At 30.4% G+C, this 20,404-nt stretch carries 13 protein-coding genes; 2 read left to right on the forward strand and 11 right to left on the reverse strand.

Annotation, left to right across the window (positions count from 1 at the left end):
- Positions 1 to 48: 48 nt before the first annotated feature.
- On the reverse strand, positions 49 to 3,501 hold the full coding sequence (locus ACTG3V_RS04480; protein ID WP_439130939.1) for a pyruvate carboxylase: 3,453 nt from the start codon (positions 3,499 to 3,501) through the stop codon (positions 49 to 51).
- A gap of 118 nt (positions 3,502 to 3,619) precedes the next feature.
- The gene (locus ACTG3V_RS04485) at positions 3,620 to 5,032 is read right to left on the reverse strand and encodes a CCA tRNA nucleotidyltransferase (protein WP_439130940.1); all 1,413 of its coding nucleotides are present in this window, start codon (positions 5,030 to 5,032) and stop codon (positions 3,620 to 3,622) included.
- A gap of 113 nt (positions 5,033 to 5,145) precedes the next feature.
- On the opposite strand from ACTG3V_RS04485, the gene ACTG3V_RS04490 reads away from it, so the two are divergent.
- Positions 5,146 to 5,949 carry an alpha-1,2-fucosyltransferase gene (locus tag ACTG3V_RS04490; protein ID WP_439130941.1) on the forward strand — a complete coding sequence of 268 codons (804 nt, stop codon included), beginning with the start codon at positions 5,146 to 5,148 and terminating at the stop codon, positions 5,947 to 5,949.
- The gene (locus ACTG3V_RS04495) at positions 5,946 to 6,695 is read left to right on the forward strand and encodes a glycosyltransferase family 25 protein (protein ID WP_439130942.1); all 750 of its coding nucleotides are present in this window, start codon (positions 5,946 to 5,948) and stop codon (positions 6,693 to 6,695) included. Before ACTG3V_RS04490 ends, ACTG3V_RS04495 begins: the two co-directional genes overlap by 4 nt.
- Before the next feature lie 188 nt (positions 6,696 to 6,883).
- Here the strand turns inward: ACTG3V_RS04495 and ACTG3V_RS04500 are convergent, their stop codons facing one another.
- The 9 genes from ACTG3V_RS04500 to ACTG3V_RS04540 form a co-directional block, all read right to left on the reverse strand.
- Entirely contained in the window at positions 6,884 to 8,563 is a 1,680-nt protein-coding gene (locus ACTG3V_RS04500; RefSeq protein ID WP_439130943.1) for a hypothetical protein, read from the reverse strand.
- 190 nt (positions 8,564 to 8,753) lie between these two features.
- Positions 8,754 to 9,275: a hypothetical protein gene (locus ACTG3V_RS04505; RefSeq protein ID WP_439130944.1), complete on the reverse strand. Its 522-nt coding sequence runs from the start codon at positions 9,273 to 9,275 to the stop codon at positions 8,754 to 8,756.
- A 122-nt stretch (positions 9,276 to 9,397) separates the two neighbouring features.
- Positions 9,398 to 10,912, reverse strand: coding sequence for a reverse transcriptase family protein (locus tag ACTG3V_RS04510; RefSeq protein ID WP_439130945.1), 1,515 nt, complete (start codon positions 10,910 to 10,912; stop codon positions 9,398 to 9,400).
- A gap of 258 nt (positions 10,913 to 11,170) precedes the next feature.
- Positions 11,171 to 12,799, reverse strand: coding sequence for an SWIM zinc finger family protein (locus ACTG3V_RS04515; protein WP_439130946.1), 1,629 nt, complete (start codon positions 12,797 to 12,799; stop codon positions 11,171 to 11,173).
- On the reverse strand, positions 12,789 to 15,824 hold the full coding sequence (locus ACTG3V_RS04520; RefSeq protein WP_439130947.1) for a WGR domain-containing protein: 3,036 nt from the start codon (positions 15,822 to 15,824) through the stop codon (positions 12,789 to 12,791). Before ACTG3V_RS04520 ends, ACTG3V_RS04515 begins: the two co-directional genes overlap by 11 nt.
- Before the next feature lie 55 nt (positions 15,825 to 15,879).
- Entirely contained in the window at positions 15,880 to 17,115 is a 1,236-nt protein-coding gene (locus ACTG3V_RS04525) for a DUF6638 family protein (RefSeq protein ID WP_439130948.1), read from the reverse strand.
- A 169-nt stretch (positions 17,116 to 17,284) separates the two neighbouring features.
- Entirely contained in the window at positions 17,285 to 17,878 is a 594-nt protein-coding gene (locus ACTG3V_RS04530) for an NUDIX domain-containing protein (protein WP_439130949.1), read from the reverse strand.
- Positions 17,865 to 19,826 carry an AAA family ATPase gene (locus tag ACTG3V_RS04535; RefSeq protein ID WP_439130950.1) on the reverse strand — a complete coding sequence of 654 codons (1,962 nt, stop codon included), beginning with the start codon at positions 19,824 to 19,826 and terminating at the stop codon, positions 17,865 to 17,867. The genes ACTG3V_RS04530 and ACTG3V_RS04535 overlap by 14 nt, the downstream gene beginning before the upstream one ends.
- 177 nt (positions 19,827 to 20,003) lie before the next feature.
- Positions 20,004 to 20,363 (reverse strand): four helix bundle protein, encoded by a 360-nt coding sequence (locus tag ACTG3V_RS04540; protein ID WP_439130951.1) that lies wholly within the window; start codon positions 20,361 to 20,363, stop codon positions 20,004 to 20,006.
- Positions 20,364 to 20,404 lie beyond the last annotated feature (41 nt).

The raw sequence follows: 20,404 nt of genomic DNA on the forward strand, positions 1-20,404 counted from the left end.
ACGTTTAAAAATAATTATCATCATCAAAAAATAACTTAATTAAAAGTTTTAAGCTAACTCAATTACTAAATCGTCAGAATTTACCATAGTACCTTCTTTTAAAACAATTTTTTTAATGGTTGCATCGTTATTTGCAGTTATTGTGGTTTCCATTTTCATAGCTTCAATAATAAACAAAGGTTGATTTTTAGTGATTTTATCACCATTTTTCACCAAAATCGTTGATAATAACCCTTGTAAAGGAGCGCCAATTTGAGAGGCATCATCTTTATCTATTTTTGTATTCTGAATGGTATTTACTTTAATAGATTCATCCTTAATTAACACTGTTCTTCCTTGTCCATTTACTTTAAAATAAATTGTAACTAAACCTTTATTATTTGGTTTACTGATGGAATCTAATGTAATTAACAAGGTTTTTCCACGATCTAAATCTACTGTAATTTCTTCGCCAATTTCTATACCATAAAAGAAATTTTTTGTTGGTAAATTAGTTAGGTTATCATATTTTAAATGTTTATTGTAAGCATCTGTAAAAACTTTAGGGTACAATTTGTAAGATAAAAAATCGGTAAAATCAATTTTTCTACTTAAATCATTTTCAAATATTTTTTTGAACTCTGCATATTCAACTTCAAAATCTATTGGAGCCAAATGCGCATTGGGTCTTTCATTGTATGGTTTTTGATCTTTTAAAATAATTTTCTGTAATTTTTCTGGAAAACCACCTACAGGTTGCCCTAAATCTCCCTTAAAAAGACTCACTACAGATTGTGGAAAAGAGATGGTCTCCCCTCTTTCTAAAACATCATTTATGGTTAAATTGTTACTCACTAAATACTGAGCCATATCTCCCACTACTTTAGAGCTTGGTGTAACTTTGGTAATATTACCAAACAACGTATTTACCTCTCCATACATTTTTGTGATTTCGTGAAAACGACTTTCCAAGCCAAGTGCCTGTGCTTGTGGTTTTAAATTTGAATACTGTCCTCCAGGAATTTCATGTTGAAACACCTCTCCTGAACCAGCTTTTAAACCAGATTCAAAAGGATAATAATATTCTCTTACAGTTTCCCAATAATTAGAATATTCATTTAATGAAGTTATATTTATTGGATTTTCTCTTTCGTGAAACTTCATCATCTCTACAACTGAATTAAAATTCGGTTGTGATGTTAAGCCAGATAAACCACTTAAAGCAACATCAACTACATCCACACCTGCTTCAATGGCTTTTAAATACGTGGCAGATTGTATAGATGATGTATCGTGCGTATGCAAATGAATTGGAATACTCAATTCTGATTTTAATGCAGTAACCAATTCTGATGCTGCATAAGGTTTTAATAAACCAGCCATATCTTTAATAGCTAAAATATGCGCACCCGCATTTTCTATTTCTTTGGCTAATTCCAGGTAATATTTTAAATTATATTTTGTGTTATTTACGTCTAAAATATCACCTGTATAACAAATTGCACCTTCTGCCAAACCTTTGGTTTTTGTACGTACATGTTCTATGCAAGGCGCTATGGATTTCATCCAATTAAGAGAATCGAAAATTCTAAATAAATCGACTCCATTTTCCCAAGATTGCTCAACAAACTTACCAATTAAGTTATCAGGATAAGCTGTATAACCTACTCCATTTGAGCCTCTAATTAACATCTGTAGTAATACATTTGGCATTTTGGCTCTTAGTAAACGTAACCTTTCCCAAGGGTTTTCTTGTAAAAAACGCAAACAAACATCAAAAGTGGCTCCTCCCCAAACTTCCATACTAAAAATATTAGGATGATTTTTTGCATATCCTTCTGCAACTTTTAGCATATCAAAAGTCCGCATTCTTGTAGCTAATAAACTTTGATGAGCATCACGCATTGTGGTATCTGTAAAATGAATTTTCTTTTCATTTTTTAACCATTTAGAAAATCCTTCAGGGCCTAATTCTGTTAACAAATCTTTTGTCCCTTTTGGATAAGCAGCATGTCTATCAAAAGCAGGAACTTTTGGTTTTATAAAAGTTTTAGATGCATCTATTTTTTTAACGTCTTTATTACCATTCACAGTAATATCTCCCAAATAGGTAATAAGTTTATTAGCTCTATTTCTTGGTGCTTTAAAAGCAAACAAACTTGGTGTTGATTTTATGAAATTTACTGTAATTTCTCCTTTTCTAAAAGAGTCATGTTGCAAAATATTGTCTAAAAAAGGCATATTTGTTTTTACACCTCGAATTCTAAATTCGCTTAATGCTCTTCTAATTTTTCTAGAAGCACCATCTAAAGTTCTGCCATGTGCAGTAACTTTAACCAACATTGAATCGAAAAAAGGTGAAATTTTAACCCCTTGATAAATACTTCCTGCATCTAAACGAATTCCGAAACCAGAAGCACTTCTGTACGTTGTTATGGAACCAAAATCTGGTTTAAAATCATTTTGAGGATCTTCTGTAGTTATTCTACATTGTAATGCATACCCATTAATTGATATCGCTTCTTGACTGCTAATTTTTATTTGTTGATCTGATAATTTATAACCTCCAGCAATAAATAATTGTGTTTTTACCAAATCGATATTGGTAATTACTTCTGTAACTGTATGTTCTACTTGTATTCTTGGATTAACTTCTATAAAGTAAATAGATCCATCACTATCTACCAAAAACTCTACTGTACCAATATTGTTATATTGAACCGCTTTACAAATTTTGATGGCATAAATATACAACGCATCTTTTGTTTCTTGCGATAAACCATAAGAAGGCGCAAACTCAATTACTTTTTGATAACGTCTTTGTACAGAACAATCTCTTTCAAATAAATGTACAGTATTGCCATAATTATCTGCAACAATCTGAATTTCAATATGTTTAGGATTTTCCACAAATTTTTCTAAAAAAACCGTGTCATCTCCAAAAGCATTTAAGGCTTCTCTTTTACTTTCTCCATAGGCTTTTTTCAATTCGCTTTCTTCACGAATTACACGCATTCCACGACCACCACCACCAGAAGCAGCTTTTAACATTACAGGATAACCAATTTCTTGAGCTTCGGTTAACGCAATTTCTAAATTATCTAAAGCGTTTTGATTACTTTGAATAATTGGAATATTATTTTCTATGGCTACTGTTTTAGCGGTAATTTTATCACCCAAAGATTTTAAAACAGATACTTTAGGCCCAACAAAAATGATGTTATTTTCCTCACACTTTTGGGCAAAGTTTGCATTTTCGGATAAAAAACCATAACCAGGATGTATAGCATCTACATCATTTTCTTTAGCAATCTTAATTATGGCATCAATATCTAAATAAGGTTTTAGTGGCTGACTATCCTCGCCAATTTGGTAAGATTCATCGGATTTATATCGATGTAAAGAATACCGATCTTCATAGGTATAAATACCTACCGTTTTTACATTTATTTCTGTACAGGCTCTAAATATTCTTATGGCAATTTCTCCTCTATTGGCAACTAAAACTTTATTAATTTTCATATTTCTTTTGGTTAATTGATGCATTGCTTTAAAGATACAACAGTACAATCAATTTAAGAAATGAAAAATAAACCTATTTGTTTCAACAATGAAATTTCTAGTACTAAAACCAGATAACCTATGATTGTACTAAGCCTAGACTTAAGCCTTTTTGTAACATAAAATCGTATGAAGCTTGATGTTCGTTAGGTATTTTACCATCTAAAATAGCTTCTTTAATGGCTTCTTTAATAACCCCAATTTCTCTGCAAGGTTTTAAGTTAAAGGCTTGCATAATTTCTTCACCCGTAATTGGTGGTTGAAAATTTCTTACTCTGTCACGTTCTTCTACTTCTTTAATTTTGGTTCTTACCAATTCAAAGTTATTATGATAGCGTTTAAACTTTCTAGGGTTTTTTGTGGTAATATCTGCTTCACAAAGTGTCATTAAAGCATTAATTTCATCACCTGCATCGAAAACTAAACGTCTTACAGCAGAATCATTAACATCGGATGCTAAAACAATAGGTCTTGAACTTAATAACACCATTTTTTGTACAAATTTCATTTTGGCATTCAATGGCATTTTTAATCGTTTAAAAATTTTATAAACCATTTTTGCACCCACAAATTCGTGGCTATGAAACGTCCAACCTACTTTTTTAGAAAATCTTTTTGTTGGTGCTTTACCAATATCGTGTAACAATGCAGCCCATCTTAACCAAACATCATTTGTATGTTGTGCAATATTATCTACAACCTCTAAGGTATGGTAAAAGTTATCTTTATGTTTTTGTCCCTCAACCTCTTCTACTCCTTTTAAAGCAATGAGTTCTGGTAAAATTTGAGACAATAACTTGGTTTGCTCTAATAACAAAAACCCTATTGAAGGTTTTGGTGATGCCAATATTTTATTAAGTTCATCAACAATACGTTCTCTTGTAATAATTTTAAGTCGATGTGCATTTTTTGTTATGGCAGCTAAAGATGATGGTTCAATTTCAAAATTAAGTTGTGTTGCAAAACGTATAGCACGCATCATTCTTAATGGATCATCAGAATAGGTAATATCAGGATTTAAAGGTGTTCTGATACATTTATCTGTTAAATCTTGTATGCCATTAAAAGGATCTAACAATTCACCAAAATTATGTTCATTTAAACTTAAAGCCAATGCATTTATGGTAAAATCTCTTCTGTTTTGATCGTCTTGTAAAGTACCAAGAGTAACCTCAGGATTTCTAGTATCCTCAGAATAGGATTCTTTTCTTGCACCAACAAACTCAATTTCTACCTCTTTATAACGCAACATTGCTGTACCATAGGTTTTAAAAACTTGTACTTTTGGTTTATTGGGTAGTAATTTTGAAACCTGTAATGCCAAATCAATTCCACTACCCACAGCAACAACATCAATATCTTTGGCTGTACCTCTTTTTAGAAAAAAATCACGCACAAAACCACCAATTACATAAGCATCGAGATGTATTTCTTTGGCAGCTTTAGAGATAATTTGAAAAATTTCTGATGAAATTGCTTCTGTGTACTTCATAATTTTATTTGCAGTAAAAGCGCAAATTTATTGTTTTACAGACTTTAAAAGAAGAAAAAGTGTGATAACATTTGTATTTTTGCCTCAACTTCATTTATCAAATTGATAATTAAATGATTATTGTTAGAATTGTTGGTGGCCTTGGAAATCAAATGTTTCAATATGCGTATGCAAAAGCTTTGCAAGCAAGAGGCTTTGAGGTACAGATTGATATTTCAAAATTTAAAACTTACAAATTACATGGTGGTTATCAATTAGATAAATATAAAATTGATTTAGAAATTCCTAACGATTTTAATTTGATATTATCAAAACTATATTTGAAAAAAAATCTAAAAGAAAAGAGTTTATTATTTGATGAAAATTTAATGCAATTGAATGGAAACGAATATGTAAAAGGCTATTTTCAAACAGAAAAGTATTTTTTAAATATTAGACCTACTTTATTGCAACAGTTTACTTTAGAAAATTCATTTTCTGAAACTACTATAAGGTATCAAACAGAGATTAAAAATCAACAAAATTCTTGTGCCATTCACATAAGAAGAGGCGATTATATTTCTGATAAAAAAGCAAATAGTATTCATGGCACTTGCGATTTATCTTATTATCAAAACGCAATTAAGCATGTACATAATCAATATAAAAACATTCATTTTTTTGTGTTTTCTGATGACATTTCTTGGACTAGAAATAATTTAAGAATTAACAACGCAACCTACATTAATCATAAAGTCATACCACATGAAGATCTGTATTTAATGAGTTTATGCAAAAATAATATTACTGCAAACAGTAGTTTTTCTTGGTGGGGAGCTTGGTTAAATACAAATGAACAAAAAATGGTTATTTCACCCAAAAAATGGTTTAACCAAAAAGAAAATGAAGTGGCTTGTAAAAACTGGATTCAACTATGATGTCTTATAAAGTATATTACATCAACTTAGACAAAAGCACAGAGAGACGTGCCTTTATGGAAAATCAGTTTAAACAACTGAATATTCCCATTACAAGAATTGCTGCCATTTATGGAAAAGCGTTAGATGCTGACATTCTAAAAAAAGAAAAGAAAAAACACAACCTCTTAGCCCATTTTCCTTATCCAAATGATGGTGAAATTGGTATTTGTTTAACACATTTTAAGTTGTGGAAGTTTTTATCAAAACAACCGGAAGAATTTTCCATAATTTTAGAAGATGATGCACTTGTTCAAGAAGATTTCTTTAAAGATTTAGAACAACTCTTATCACAAATTACTACTAATGATTTTTTAGACATTTCTGGGAAAAAAGGGTTTTATCCAATAGAAAAAAATGAGCTTCTTACAAAATTTTTAATGCCTCCTGTTTTAATGATTGGGCAAATTATAGGTAAAAATGCAACAAAAAAGTTATCTAATAATTTAAGTGATTACTATGCCCCTATTGATGTAATGAAGCAGGATGTTTATAAGCATAGCGTACCTTTATATTCTACCAACAAAAAATATGTGGTTAGTGTTGATAAGAAAATGGGAGGAAGTACGATACAACAAAACAATATGATTGTTTGGAAAAAAGTGATTCGTGAAATTCTACGTCCTGTTTGGCAATTTTTTAGTTTAATAACCTACAAATTACAAAGATGTATTAGAAACTACCTGTTTTATAAATCTTTAAGCTAATTATAGTTTTGTACCATTACCTTAAATCAAAAAAGCCAACAAACAAGTTTAGCCCAGATTGAAATGGCATCCTTTTTCTTTTTGAGATTCCGGCCTTTGCAGGAATCTTAAAAGAAAAAGATATAATGGAAAGCTGGAAATAGCTACAAAAAACCAATACAGGTGCTGAAACTAGTTCAGCATAAACACTACTTGTTCATTTTAATAGAATCTATTCGTTTTTGCAGTCGTTTTATTTCTTCTAACTTTTTTTGTTGGTTAGATAAGAGCTGAATGGAATCTAAAATTGCTCGGTTTTGCTCTAAAATGGTTTTCTCTTTTTCGAAATAAATATTTTGGTTTTCACTGGTTCTCCAGGCTTCATTAAGTTGCAAATATACTTGTTCATTCCATTTGCTGGGGTGTTTGGCATCAATCCAAATTACATCTCTATATTCTGCATCAATTAGCGCCAAATCTGGAGTTGCAGCACCATCAAATTGTGCATTTTCTTTTTTTATCGCAGAAATGGTACTGAGAAAAAACATACGTTTACGACCTGCAATTTCCTTAATATAAGGTCTAAATTCTACAGGTTTGTTTACAGACCAATCGTATTCTTTACGAGATTCAATGACCTTTAATGGCATTGCAGAAACGCCTGCATAACCTTCTTTTTTAGCAGCATGATCGTAAAAATACAACGCATTTGTACCATCTGCAGGAATAAAAACGCTGAAGGTTAAACTGGTTCTTTCTGCACCCACAGGTTCTAAACCAAACCAATGGTATAAACCACTGTAAGCACCAGTTTTGGTATCAGAAAAATCGAAATCGGTTACATAAGGTTGTTGGTTTTGATCGTCTGGTAATTGTGGAATTTTAACTGCAGTTTTCATATTCCAAGGCAAAGGATCTGAAAATCCACCTAAAAATTTTAAACTTTCAGCCTGTAATTTAGATACTTTTTCTGATAAGGTATTTTGTTTGGTTAAATAAGCATAGTTTTGCATTGCTGAAGGCGCAATGTACTTTCCAATACCAATGGTTATTCTTTCAAAATAATTATGATCTCCATTATCAATAACCATTACACCACCAAAAGTTGGATATGGAAAAAAGAAACCTTTCCATTTTATCAAGCTCACCACTTGTACCCAAGCTCCTTTATCGTTTTTCATATAATAGGTATCGCTTGGTTCGTAGTTGAACAACTGCCAAAGGTTAAAACGCTGTACAACTGCATTGTAAGTGTTTCTGCTAAATTTTAAAGATTCTCCGATTGTGAATTTAACCGGAATTCTATTTTCATTAGAAAACCTTGGAAAAGGTGTGGTACTAGAAACCGAAAAAACTTCTTCAGTATCGTCTTTAATGCCTTGCCAAGTATATTTTTCGGTAGGTTGAATAGCCATTGTCCATTGATTGTTATTATCTACTCTTACCAAGTGTGGTAAGGAAACATCTTTGGTTTCGCCTACAGATTCATTTGCCATAGAAAAGATATTTCTTAAAGGCTGAATTCTTTCGTTTTGGGTTAAAGGCAACTCTACAATTTCTATGCGATTTAAGTCGTTGAACACATTATAAGTCTGCATATAATTGTACATTTTGGAATGGAATCCAATATAATATATCAATCCGAAAAAAAGCGCTAAAAGACCTAATACACCAATGCGTTTGCCTGTACTCGCTAATTTCCTGAATTTTCGTAGGCCAAAAAACAAGACCATAAAGCACAATAAAATAATGAAAATATATTTTCTGAAAAATAATAATGCTGGTTGATAATCATCTCTTAAAAAGAAGAGTAACCCAATTATCAATAATGATAAAAGAATGATGTTTCTTTTTTGTTTTGCTCCTTTTTGCCAATATGTTTTGATCATTTTTCTTTTAATGTTTGGTTTAAGATGTTTGAGGTTTGAGGTTTGAGGTTTGATGCTTGATGCTTGATGTTTGATGTTTGATGTTTGATGTTTGATGTTTATAACTCAAAACAATTTATTTTAAATTTTAACTATTTATTGTTGGAATCCTAAACTAACATGTTACATCCAGCATCAAGCTTCCAACTCCCTACAACAATCCTTTATCTTTTAAACGCTCTCTTGCACTTTTTTCATTTGGTTTAGGTGCTTCTTTTTTCTCCTCAATTTCTTCTATTTCTTTAACATCTGTAGTTTGTAAATCTTCAATAAAATCTTTTCCCTTTTCAATGACATCTTGAAATTTGTCTTCTAAAGATTCTGATTTTTGATCAATAACTGTGGATGACTTAAAAATGAATCCTGCAACATAAGTACCTATTAATGTTCCAAAAATCATAGAAGTAAATAAAGAAATGGTTGCCAAATCTATAGGAATTAAAAAACGAGTAATTATAATTGCGATTAAAAAAAATGCTGTAATAAATACCAAACGTAATAAAAAAGATTGTTGATAAACAAAGCCTTTTTTATCTGTTGCTTCCATTTGCAATTCTTTGGAATTCATCAATTTATTAAAAAAACGGTATACTTTATTTCCTTGAGATTCTCTCCAGAAAATAACTGCTCCTAATAAAATGGAGGCTATAAATATGATAAGTTCTAGTGTCATAATTGGTAAATTGATGTACTCTATAAAATTAGTCTATTTTTATTAGAATTTGTTACGTAACATATCAAACTAATTTATTTCGTAAATAAACTTACAAAATTTTGAAACTCTGCAGGAGTATGTTAATTCTTAAAAATTGAACTAACACTCTTAAAAAAGCCACGGATTCGAGAAGAAACTGAACCTACAAAACCTTTATCTTTCTCTTTCACATACTTTTCTCTATGCGTTTCTTTGTAATTATAAGTCCCTAAAATTTTAGCAACGCGTTCTTTATAAAAAGCTCCTTTGGTTTTATCGATTTGATAAATAAAATTCGCAAAACCATCTATTTCTGCCAAAACATTTGAGCCTCCATTCCAAGATTTGCCTTGAATTCCGTCTTTTTCAATATGATGTAATAATGCTCTAAAACGTTTTAATGATTTCTTATTTACATTCGGTTTCTCATTTACAACTACTCCTGTAACCTCTTGTCTTTGATGAGGTTTCATGATACGAAGTTTATCAGGATGCAACACAAAATTTTCATCTTCTACAATTTTCTTAGAATATTTTAAAATTGCAGGAATTTTTTTAACCTGTTCTTTATGCGAAGAAAACGTAAGATCATCTACATATCTAGAATAATTGAATCCGTATTTTTTGGCTAATCCATCTAAACGAAAATCCATTTTTTTACACAATATATTGGTAATTGCAGGACTACAAGGAGATCCTTGAGGTAAAAATCGTTCGCCCCTTTGTGCAAAATAATTTTCGCCTAATAATGATATGTCTAAAATTTTAGGTTCAGAACACAATAACGCAAAAATAACAGCCACTTGTTCTGAATATCCAAAGGACTTAAATACGCCTTTTATTCTTTTGTACGTTATGGTTGGAAAAAAGTTTTTTAAATCTTGATTGATAACCACAGCTTTGTTTACATGAGGTTCTGCATTCGTTAAAATAGATTTTCCAATTACACAACCATTGGCTTTTGGATGCGTTTCAACTTTATTTAAAATTGCTTCTAAAATAAAATGTTGTGCCTTTTTTAATCTTGGCATTGGCGCAGAAATCAATCGAAAACCACCCGTTTTTTTAGCGACTTTAAAACGTTTAAAATGATTTATTTTAGCATTTTTTCTTGAAAAAGTTAAGAATCTAAGTTCGCTTAAGGTAATTTTCATTGCATCTGCGACATCTTTGGCAGATTCTAAAATGGGTAAATTTAAAGATTTAAGCCTGTTTTTATCAGTCTTTTTATCATTTAATTGATGCGAAAAACCCTCACCCAAATAAACAATTTCTTGTTCTTTTTGCAAGCGCCATTTTTCAGCTTTTTCTTTTTTAAGTAAAGCTCTTTTTTCTTTGGTTTCTTTTTGTTTTTCTTTGGATAAGCGCTTGCGTTCTTTGTGTTTATTGACAATAAAAGCATCAATATCTTCAATGCTTTTTTCCTTTTTTAAAAGAGTATTGAGCTCGTTAGAAAGTGTACGTTCTTCTTTAAAAAAAGTATTTACTTCTTCAAAATCAAGGTTTTCATCTGTCCAAAAACCCAAACGTCTCATTTCTGAGAGGATGTATTCCTGTTTAGACGATCCTTTAATTTTATCGTAAATTTCTTGTCTTCTCTCTGTTGAATTGCTCATAAAACAAAAAAGGCAACAATAAGATGTATTTTTTTTCCCTTCGTACTCTCTAATGACTGAATTGAACAACTCCAGTGAAATACGTACTGGTGTATTATTTCACTTCGCAGAAGTTTAACCGGAAATAGTACACCAGTACGTATTTCACAAGTTAAGTTCGAGTCAGTGACGCGTTCGTTGTCTAGTTACAAGATTGGCGATCCACCAATCGAAATGCAAGGTTTTTATCTTATTGTTACCAAGTTTTAAATATATTAATTAATTTTTATCAAAAGCCAATCTTGTTGCTAAAATATGCGCACAAGGCCCTTTTGTCATTTTATTTTTATAATAGTCATTACATGTGCATTTTCCATCTACAATTTTTAAATCGCTGTTGATGACAACACTTGAATTGTATTTATTTTTTACCAAAGCTGACAACTCAGCCTTTTGGTTTAATGAATTCGATTTTAAATTGGAAACTGCACCATTTTCCATCAATTGATAAGCTTCTTTATCAGTTTCGCTAGAAAAACGTAACGCTTCTATATCAATTCCTTCTCTTTTTAATTCTCGAATTCGATACACATTATTCTTTAAATCGTAAATTACTTTCCCTGCTTGCGTAAAAGTTACCAAAGATTGCTGCACAGTTTGCTCATCAATCTTTAAATTTTGAGCAATTTTTGATGCTGTATTCAACCAATCTTTTCGCAACTCTAAATACACAGATTGCATTGTTGTTGCTGGTACTTTTGTTCTTGGCATTAGCAAATCTAATTGCGTTGATTGTGCCCAATCATTGGCTGTCCAACCAGATAAACCTAAAGTAAAATACATTTCATTAGTTAAATGAGCTGTGTAAAATGATGGCAATCCAGAGCCTAATAAATGAACTGTGAATTTAGTGGTTATTGGCAACAAACGTTCTAATAACGTGATTCTTCTTCTTCCCCAAACTCTAATTTCTTGTGCTTTATTTCCTTGATAAATAGACTGTAAACATTCAATTTCTATATTCCAAGGTTCAAAAACGGCGATAATCGGTTTGCCTGGTTTTAAAATATATTTTATGGCTCTTGGACCCGTTTTTTCTTTATTTCGTTTTAAAACAGATATAAAATTCGCAATATCTATAGGATGCAAATCAAAGGAAACTTTATCACTTGTCATTGCTGTAGAAACTTGTAAAAACCCACGAACCCAACTATCAGGTAAATCAATTTTTACTTCTCTGTAGGTTTCTTCTCCTGTTGTCTTTACATCAAATCCTTTAGGATTTATTTTAAATTCGGTGTTTTTATAGGTTCTTATTTTTTGAAATTCGTCATATAATTTCTTAGAATAATCAATATTTGTGGTGCCGCATTTAAATTCGTCAACATTATTAAAAACCTCATAACCACAAGATAATTTGCCGTAAACGGATTCATCCTTACTAAAACATTCAAAAAACACTTGATCTGGATGCACTGTAATTACTGGATCTAACACAAACCAAGCTGCATAATCTCTTTTGTATAAATATTGAAAATAGGCTCTTTGCGCTTTATAATAAGGAGCTGTAATTTTTTCTCTTTTAGAACGAACAATTTTTAACTTGCTTTGTAAACGATTAATTTCGTCTTTTAACTTTGATAATTCTCCTGTAGCTTCTGCGACCCAAACATCTTCCTGACTTTTTAGCCAAGTTAAATAGGCTGTATTGTCTTTTGGCTGAAAATTAAAATCGGCAGTAACAACATTATGCAGTGCTGAAATGGCTTCACGAAATGGAATTTTATTGTCTAAATTCCCCACAAAATACGTAGGTTCTCGTAAAACATCTGGTGCAAAATTAACGCCAGTTGCAGACGAACTGTTTTCTACTTTACTATTTCCACTATATTTAAAATTAAACTTCATCAGCTACATCTTTAATTAATAGTGGAATTTCTAAATTCGGGAATTGTGTTGCAATGGTTAGTAAAATATCTATATTTTTACTTCTATCAATTATGGTTTTTGTGTCTAAAATTGAATGAATTAAACCAATTGTCATTTTTGCAACAGCTTTATTTTTAACAGATTCCTGCTCTAAAAACTGGTATACTCTTGTTTTTGTGGCTCTATTCGTATTGATAGTAAACAAACTTGTTCTAAAATAATTTTCTAATTTTAAAATTACATTTTGATTATCTTTTGCAAAAGAATTCAAATAATTGGTTACAAAAAATTGCATTTCTTTGCTTGGATGTTCTTGTAGTTTTTCTAACAAAGGCAATCCTTTTTCATTAGAAAAATGTTTTGTCATCATTTTAATCGCAAATTGCTGAACTTCTATTTTTACGTTATCCGAAATGTATAACAATACATCTGCTGTCCATTTTTCTGGCTGTATGTGTTTATCAAAATAAACACAAGCCCAATCAATTACATCTTGCCAATTTGCATTAAAAATAGACAAAGCTACTTCTAATTCATAATTAATTTTGGTTGTATTCTTCTCAAAATAATCTTGTACTTTTTTACGAATCGCAAAAATGGCACTATCTGCTAATTGGATTACTTTTTCAATAGGCATGGTAGCCAATTGAATTCTTTTCTCAAATAAAGGCAATCCTAAATTCTGCGCAAACTCATAATCTGAAAGAACAAAAGCAAATATTTGTTCTTCGGATAAAAATGCCAAATCGTCTTTAAAATAAGTAGTTAACAGCTGATAACTGTTTTCGTGCAAACCTTCGTAAACTTCTGATTCTGTAAGTACTTGCAAAAGCTTATCTAATAAACTTTGTTTGAAATTACGATCTAACTTTACCAACCTTTCTATGGTTGGCTGAATGGCTTCGCGAACTTCTTTGTATTCTGAAAAACAGAAACCAACAATTTCTTGTTTATTTTCTAATAAAAAAGAATCTGGAAAATGCGATAAAATTTCAATTCCTGCTTTGCGCAACAACTCATCATCTGCATTAATATACGCTTCAAAAGAGTCTTTAAATAATTTGTAAGCAGGAGTTGTATTGTGTTTTGCTAAATTGATCGCAAACAATTTATTGCTTACTAAAGTTGAATTTGATAATTCTGTGATTTTATTTGCTGATGTTCCTTTTAGCAATTCACCAAACTTCGTATTTCCAATTAAATTAGCGATTGCAATTAAAAACTCTTTGGTAAAATGTGTGTTTTTTTGAAATAATGGCCCTAATTGATGAATATCAATTTTATGATTGTAGATAATTTCTTCTTTATACAATTCACTTAAAAAAGCAATAACCTCAACTTGATTGGTAAACAACAAACTCGAAATAAACTCTTGGTTATTGAATAAATTTATTTCGTATTTCTTTAACCAATAAAAACCTAATTCTAAGGCTTTTTCGTTTCCAGAATTTAAAAGTCCGATTACGATATCTTGTTCTGGTTGTGAGTTTTCGTATTTTGTTTTTAGAATATCAACAATTAAGGCGATTACTTTTGGGTGATAATGATTCGCTAATTTTGAGATTATTTCAGTTGATAAATCTTCTAAAAACTGCGGATTTTCATCGATAATTTTTAATGCAAAATCTATGGCAACATCACTTTTAGCATTGGCCAAAATTTGTAAAACTGCTTTAGAACTAGTATTCCAAATTGTAGATAAAGCTTCTTCTCTTTTACTAACTTTTTTATCATCTATAACATAAAACCACTTGTCTTTTTGTTGCGTAAATCTTGTAGATGCACCATATAAAACATACATTAAAGCTGTATAATTGGCATATTTAGGAAAACATCTTTGTTCATTATTATAGGTTTGAGTTTCCCAATTGTAATTATAATTATACACAATTTCTTCTTTTACATCATCTTCTTTATCATTTAAAGAAAGTAGCATTTGAGTTGCATATTTTACATATGTTTCTGTATCATTTATACTTAAATCATACATTTTTTTGTAAATAGAATGATTAAAATACGACTTCGTTTTTCTAGAAAATGCAACTGAAGGATTTGGTTTTGCCATTTCTTTTAGCACAGAAACCCAATTTCCTTTTTCATCATAAAAGTAATCCGAAGTAAATCCTGGTTTATTTAATGCCAAACGTTTGGAAAGTATCGCAAAAAACGCAACATCATTGGTGATTTGCGCTGTTCTAAAAATATATCTAATCGATTTAAAAGTATTCGCTTTAAAAGGAATTCTTTCAATTATTTCGAGAATTTTTCCACGAAGCTGTTCATCATCAAAAGCAAAAATATACGCATAATATAAAAGTGATGCTTTAGTAGCATCAGCATTTAAAAACTGAATGGCTAGCGATGTAAAAGTATCTTTAGTAATGTAGTTTTCTACCTCTTTTTTAATTTCTTTTTTATCAGTTTCATTTCCGAATTTTAAGAGAAATGCACAGGCTGCTCTACCACCAATTGTACTAAATTTAGCAGTTTTAAAAACTTCTAAAATCTTGTTTTTGTATTCTGTAATATTAAAAGAAGCCAAAACTGTAATGGCATTATATTGCTCAAATTGGTCTTTAGAGTCAATAAATTCAGCAATTAAAGCTGAAGCCTGAATCATTTTTAAATTGCCTGCTCTTAAAATAATTCTTGAGACTTTCCAGTTCCTGGCATAAGTGTTTTTTACAGCTTGTTCTAAATATTTTAGGATTGTTTTTTCTCGAACTGTATTTATATGAACTTTTGGTGTAGCTTTTTTTTCTAGTTCTAAATTTTCAGAATATCCCTTCTTTTCTTTGCTTTCAATTAATTTATCGAAGATTTTTACAGCTTCTTCATACCCAACAGGAAAAACTGTTTTTGTGCCTTCTCTTAAATTGGCACCTCTTCTTCCATATCTAAAATTTACGACAAATAAATCTTGATTTTCACAAATATCAACTTCATAAACCTTATCAGATTTGCCTTCAAAAAAATAGAGTGTTTTTTGTTTTACTAGTTTCAATTTGCTAATTTTTGTTTTAAAAATAAGGAATGTTGATTACAATTCAGTGATTTTCTTAAAAATTATTTCTTATCGTTTCAACAACCCAATCTTTTTTAGAATCTTGCCAAGTTTTGAAATTTTCGTAAAAATCTTCTTTATCATACCAATACCAAAACAGCACATCTTTTGGAGCAATATTTATGAGTAATTTCCAGATTAAATCTTGATGATGTGGTCGTAAAGAAGAATGTGGTTTGTGCAAGGCAAAATAAAATTCTTGATCTACAAAATCCTTGATTTTTGTATCGCTATTTGTTGTTTTTTTCTCTAAATAACGTTCAACACTCATTACTTTTTTACGATTATTGATATCGAGTTTGTTCAAGTAACTTTTGAAAAGCATTTTATCTTCTAAAATTTCATTTACAGGATGTTGTGTTTCCTGAAGCGCTTCTCCGAAAATAAATTTTTTAATGCGTTCATATCGTTTTGTAGTAACTTCTTTTGCCAAATCACACTCAATAATAAAATGATCTTTTAATTGCATTATCAACTCAGGTTGTAAAATATGAAACATTAAAACATCATAAGCAGTGTCATCAATCGCTTCTTGATACGCTTCCCAGTTTTCGAAAACTAAAATTGGTGTGATAAAATTTCTTAATAAATATATTCCTCCAAATGCTTTGGTATAAAAAGAATCTGAGGTATAAATAATAGAATCTAAAGTGATGTTTCTATTTCTTAAATCGCCATATTTTTTTGCTGATGTTAATAATTGTTGATGAATGTTTTCATCGATAAAATTATTACCTCTTTTAAAAATTTCTATCAGTTTTAATTGTTCTTCCTTTGCTTTTTTTAAATTATCTATCAAATGAAACCTGATTGTAACCTCTTCATATTTTAAAACTTCTAACGGTTCGTAAAACACATCAATATTCTGATCAAAATCGATACAAATGGCTGAATCTCTAGTAATATCTTGAATTTTTTGTTGATGCGTTCTAAATACCAACTTCATTAATTCTGTATCAAAAGAATGAAATGGATTGTAAATTGGTAAGCCTTTTTGCAAAGGTGTAATTAAAATTGCATGCGGATTTGCTTCACCATTGTTTAAATAGAATATTTCGTTTTTTTCTTCAGCAATTTCTGGACTCCAACCAATTCCATCAATAGAAAATGAGGTCAATTTGGTTTTAGTAAAACCCAATTTCACCAAACATTTATTGTAACGTTCAACTAATTTTCCACTGATGGGAATTAGTTCGCTTCTGTATAAATTTGCTTGTTTTAGTTTGTTCATAAGGCCTATCCTAAATCCATTTCAAAAGAAAGGACTTTTATGCTTTTGATTTAATTATTTGAATGATTCTTAATGAAACATTTATTGCCGTATTTAATTTTCTGAGTCTTTTTATTTCAATTCAAAATAATCTAAGACCTCACAGGTTTTAAAAACCTGTAAGGTCTACTTAATTTATTAACTTATTTATCTGCAAGTACTGTAGCAACATAATTGTTCTTGCATCTACAATTTCTTCATTTTCAATCATTTTTAGAGCATCAGAAAAATTAGTTTCTAAAACTTCAATTTCTTCTCCTTCTTCAATTAATCCTTCACCTTTTTCCTCTTTATCATTCTCAGAATATTCTGCGACATAAATATGCACTTGCTCCCACATTAAACCAGGTGATAAAAACACTTTAGCAACTTTTTTTAAGTTTTTAATATGATACCCAACTTCTTCTTTCGTTTCACGAATTGCGGTTTCTTCTGCTGTTTCATTTTTATCAATTGCACCACCCACCACTTCAACACAAAAACCATCAGCAACACCAGCAACATACATTGGTGTTCGAAATTGCTTTGAAAGCACTACTTTTTTAGTTGATGGATTATATAATAGCACTCCAACTCCGTCATTTTTGCCAAAAACCTCGTGCGTTAAACGTGCGGTTTTTCCATTTTTAAAAGTAAAATCGAAACTAACTTGTTCTAATTTTGCCCAAATGTTGGAAATTACTTTTGAGCTAACATTTTGTATTTTATTTTTAATTTGCATCATTAAAATTCTTTCTTGCTTCCAAATCAATATTTAATTGATTCACTCTTGCATCCACTTTTCGTTTAAAATCGGTATCTGCAATCGTGGCAACATTGTCTAAATACCTTACTACTTCTTGTCTTCTAATTTCAGAAAAATCCAATCCTCTCATATTGCTTTTCATCAATTCTTGCAACATATTCAACTTTGTTTTGTAATCTTTTTTGAAGTAGATTTCTGGATTTTCAAACCAATCTTTTTCCAAATCAAAATCTGTTAATCGCAATGAAATTGCAGATTGAATGTTTCTAACATCTCTGGAAGAAAAGAATGGAAAAATCTTTTGAATCTCTTTGTATAAACTAGCAAAAAACAAATGTTCGTTGGTTTTATGTTTTTGAGTGGCTTTGTCATACGCTTGTAACACCCTTTCTTCTGATGGTTTTTCTACGGAATTTAAAACGTCTCCCATATTTTTTACAAAACCTTGATCTTTTAAGAAATGATAATTCTGCGGATTTTGCATATTCACAAAATCTGGAATGGTTTTTTCAAACTTTTTCCACCATATATAATCTTGATCTAAAAAGTCATGTGCGGTTCTTGCTCCATCAATTTTAAATCTACCTTGCACTCTAGAAATTACAGCTTTATCGAGCATTTCTGGCAAGTTTGTAAATAAACCCACTGAAGAATTTCCGTAATTTACTGCGTAAGCACCTTCTGTATAACGTAAGAAAACACCAATCACTTCTTTAACTCCAGCAGAAACCCCTTGTGCAGTTCTTTCTTGTAAGTTATTTTCTGCATCATCAATGGGCGCAAAAATAATTTTTGTTGGGTCTTGCATTGGTTTCATCCATGCTACCATTTTTTCTGCTGATCCTCCTTGAAAAGTAGAAATCAACGTATCTGGCATTGGGTGAAATAAAAACGGAATGTCTAAATGATCACAATGTTCTTTTAAACGAGTAGCAATGGCTGCAATTAACATCGATTTTCCTGTTCCTGGAATTCCATATCCCATAAAAACAGGCATAAATCCACCTAATTCTTGAAACGGATTTTTCTGCGCCTCAAAATCGTAACTCAACATTCTTTCTGTTAATCTACGTGCAAAATGTTTGGCATCTTTATTTCCAACAATTTGTTCGAACTGAATTTTATTGAAGGCTACACTTTTTGCGTTTCCTTGAAAAACATTCTCCCAACCTGAAATTGAAAAATCGGAATTTTCTAATTTATAAGTTCTATCTGTAATGGTTTCTATGTATTCTAAACTGCTTTTGCGTAACTGAATTTCATCAATTAAAGCCTCAAAATAGACTACTGTAAAATCTACTACATCTTTGTCTGTTTTAATGATTTCTGGGTGATCTAAATATTTATCATAATAAAACAAAGCACAAGCAATTCCTTTTAAAGGTGATAAAAAAGATACTTCTGGAATGCCAGCAAATTTTTGTTTCATCACAGACAAATCATTACTAACAAACGGTTTTAAATCGTGTAGAATTTTATAGGATAATGCAAATAATTGAAAAGCTGTCGCAGTTTGTAATTTACTCTCAAATTCTCTTTTTTGGGATGAATTTAACGCTGATTTTCGCTCATTTAAAGATGATAAACCTGAGGCATCATAATAAGCATCTTTAATCCAAATACCCAAAGTTAAGCCTTCTTGAACCGCGAATAAGGTTTGATTTAAATGTACAGGAATTGCAATGGAATTTGGTAATAATCGCTTTTTTAAGGCTAGAATAGTTTTGGAAACTGAAGTAACTTCAATATTGCTTCCATTATTTGCTCTTGACAAATAGAATAAAATTGATTCATCTTTTGCATCTTTTTCCCTGCTTTTTGCTTTATTACCTTGCTCCCATTGAACAGATTTAATATAATCTGTTGCTTCATCACGAAGTACATCTAATTCGTTTAGTTTTATTGGAAAAGTTGAAGTGTGTTCCATTTTAGTTAGCAGTTTTTCAGTTTGCAGTAAGCAGTCATCATCTGACTTTTCTTATTGTAATTTTTTTGTATATCTCTTTTCTTCTAATATTTAATATTAAAAATATTTTTTTTATTGGTTTACTTTTGAGTATTGACTGCTGACTGAATACTGTTTTACTGCCAACTAACTAATATCTCACCTAAATTTACCAGGGTTATTTATCATATAATTTAGAAGTTTTCCAACTTCTTCACTTTTGGCTTGTAAATCTAATTTCTTTTCTTCTGTTATATATTCACAAGCTAAAGCAAAATCTAACCATAATTGAGTTTCAGAGTTTTCGCTATCAGCATCAGACATTTTACTTTTAAAATGTTTTTCATATTGTCTTTTTCTATATCCTTCAGAAATATTAGAACAAACAGACCTACTAGAACGAATAATTTGAGAGGTTAAACTAAATAGTTCTGATTTAGGAAATATTTTTGTTAAATGAAAAATTTCCATTGCTAAACTAAACCCTTTTTGATATACTAATAATGATTTAAAACTCATCTTTTTTTAGTCTAAAGTCTAAAGTTATCTATTCATTTTAC

It is taken from the genome of Polaribacter sp., from assembly GCF_965660385.1.
Lineage (GTDB): Bacteria > Bacteroidota > Bacteroidia > Flavobacteriales > Flavobacteriaceae > Polaribacter.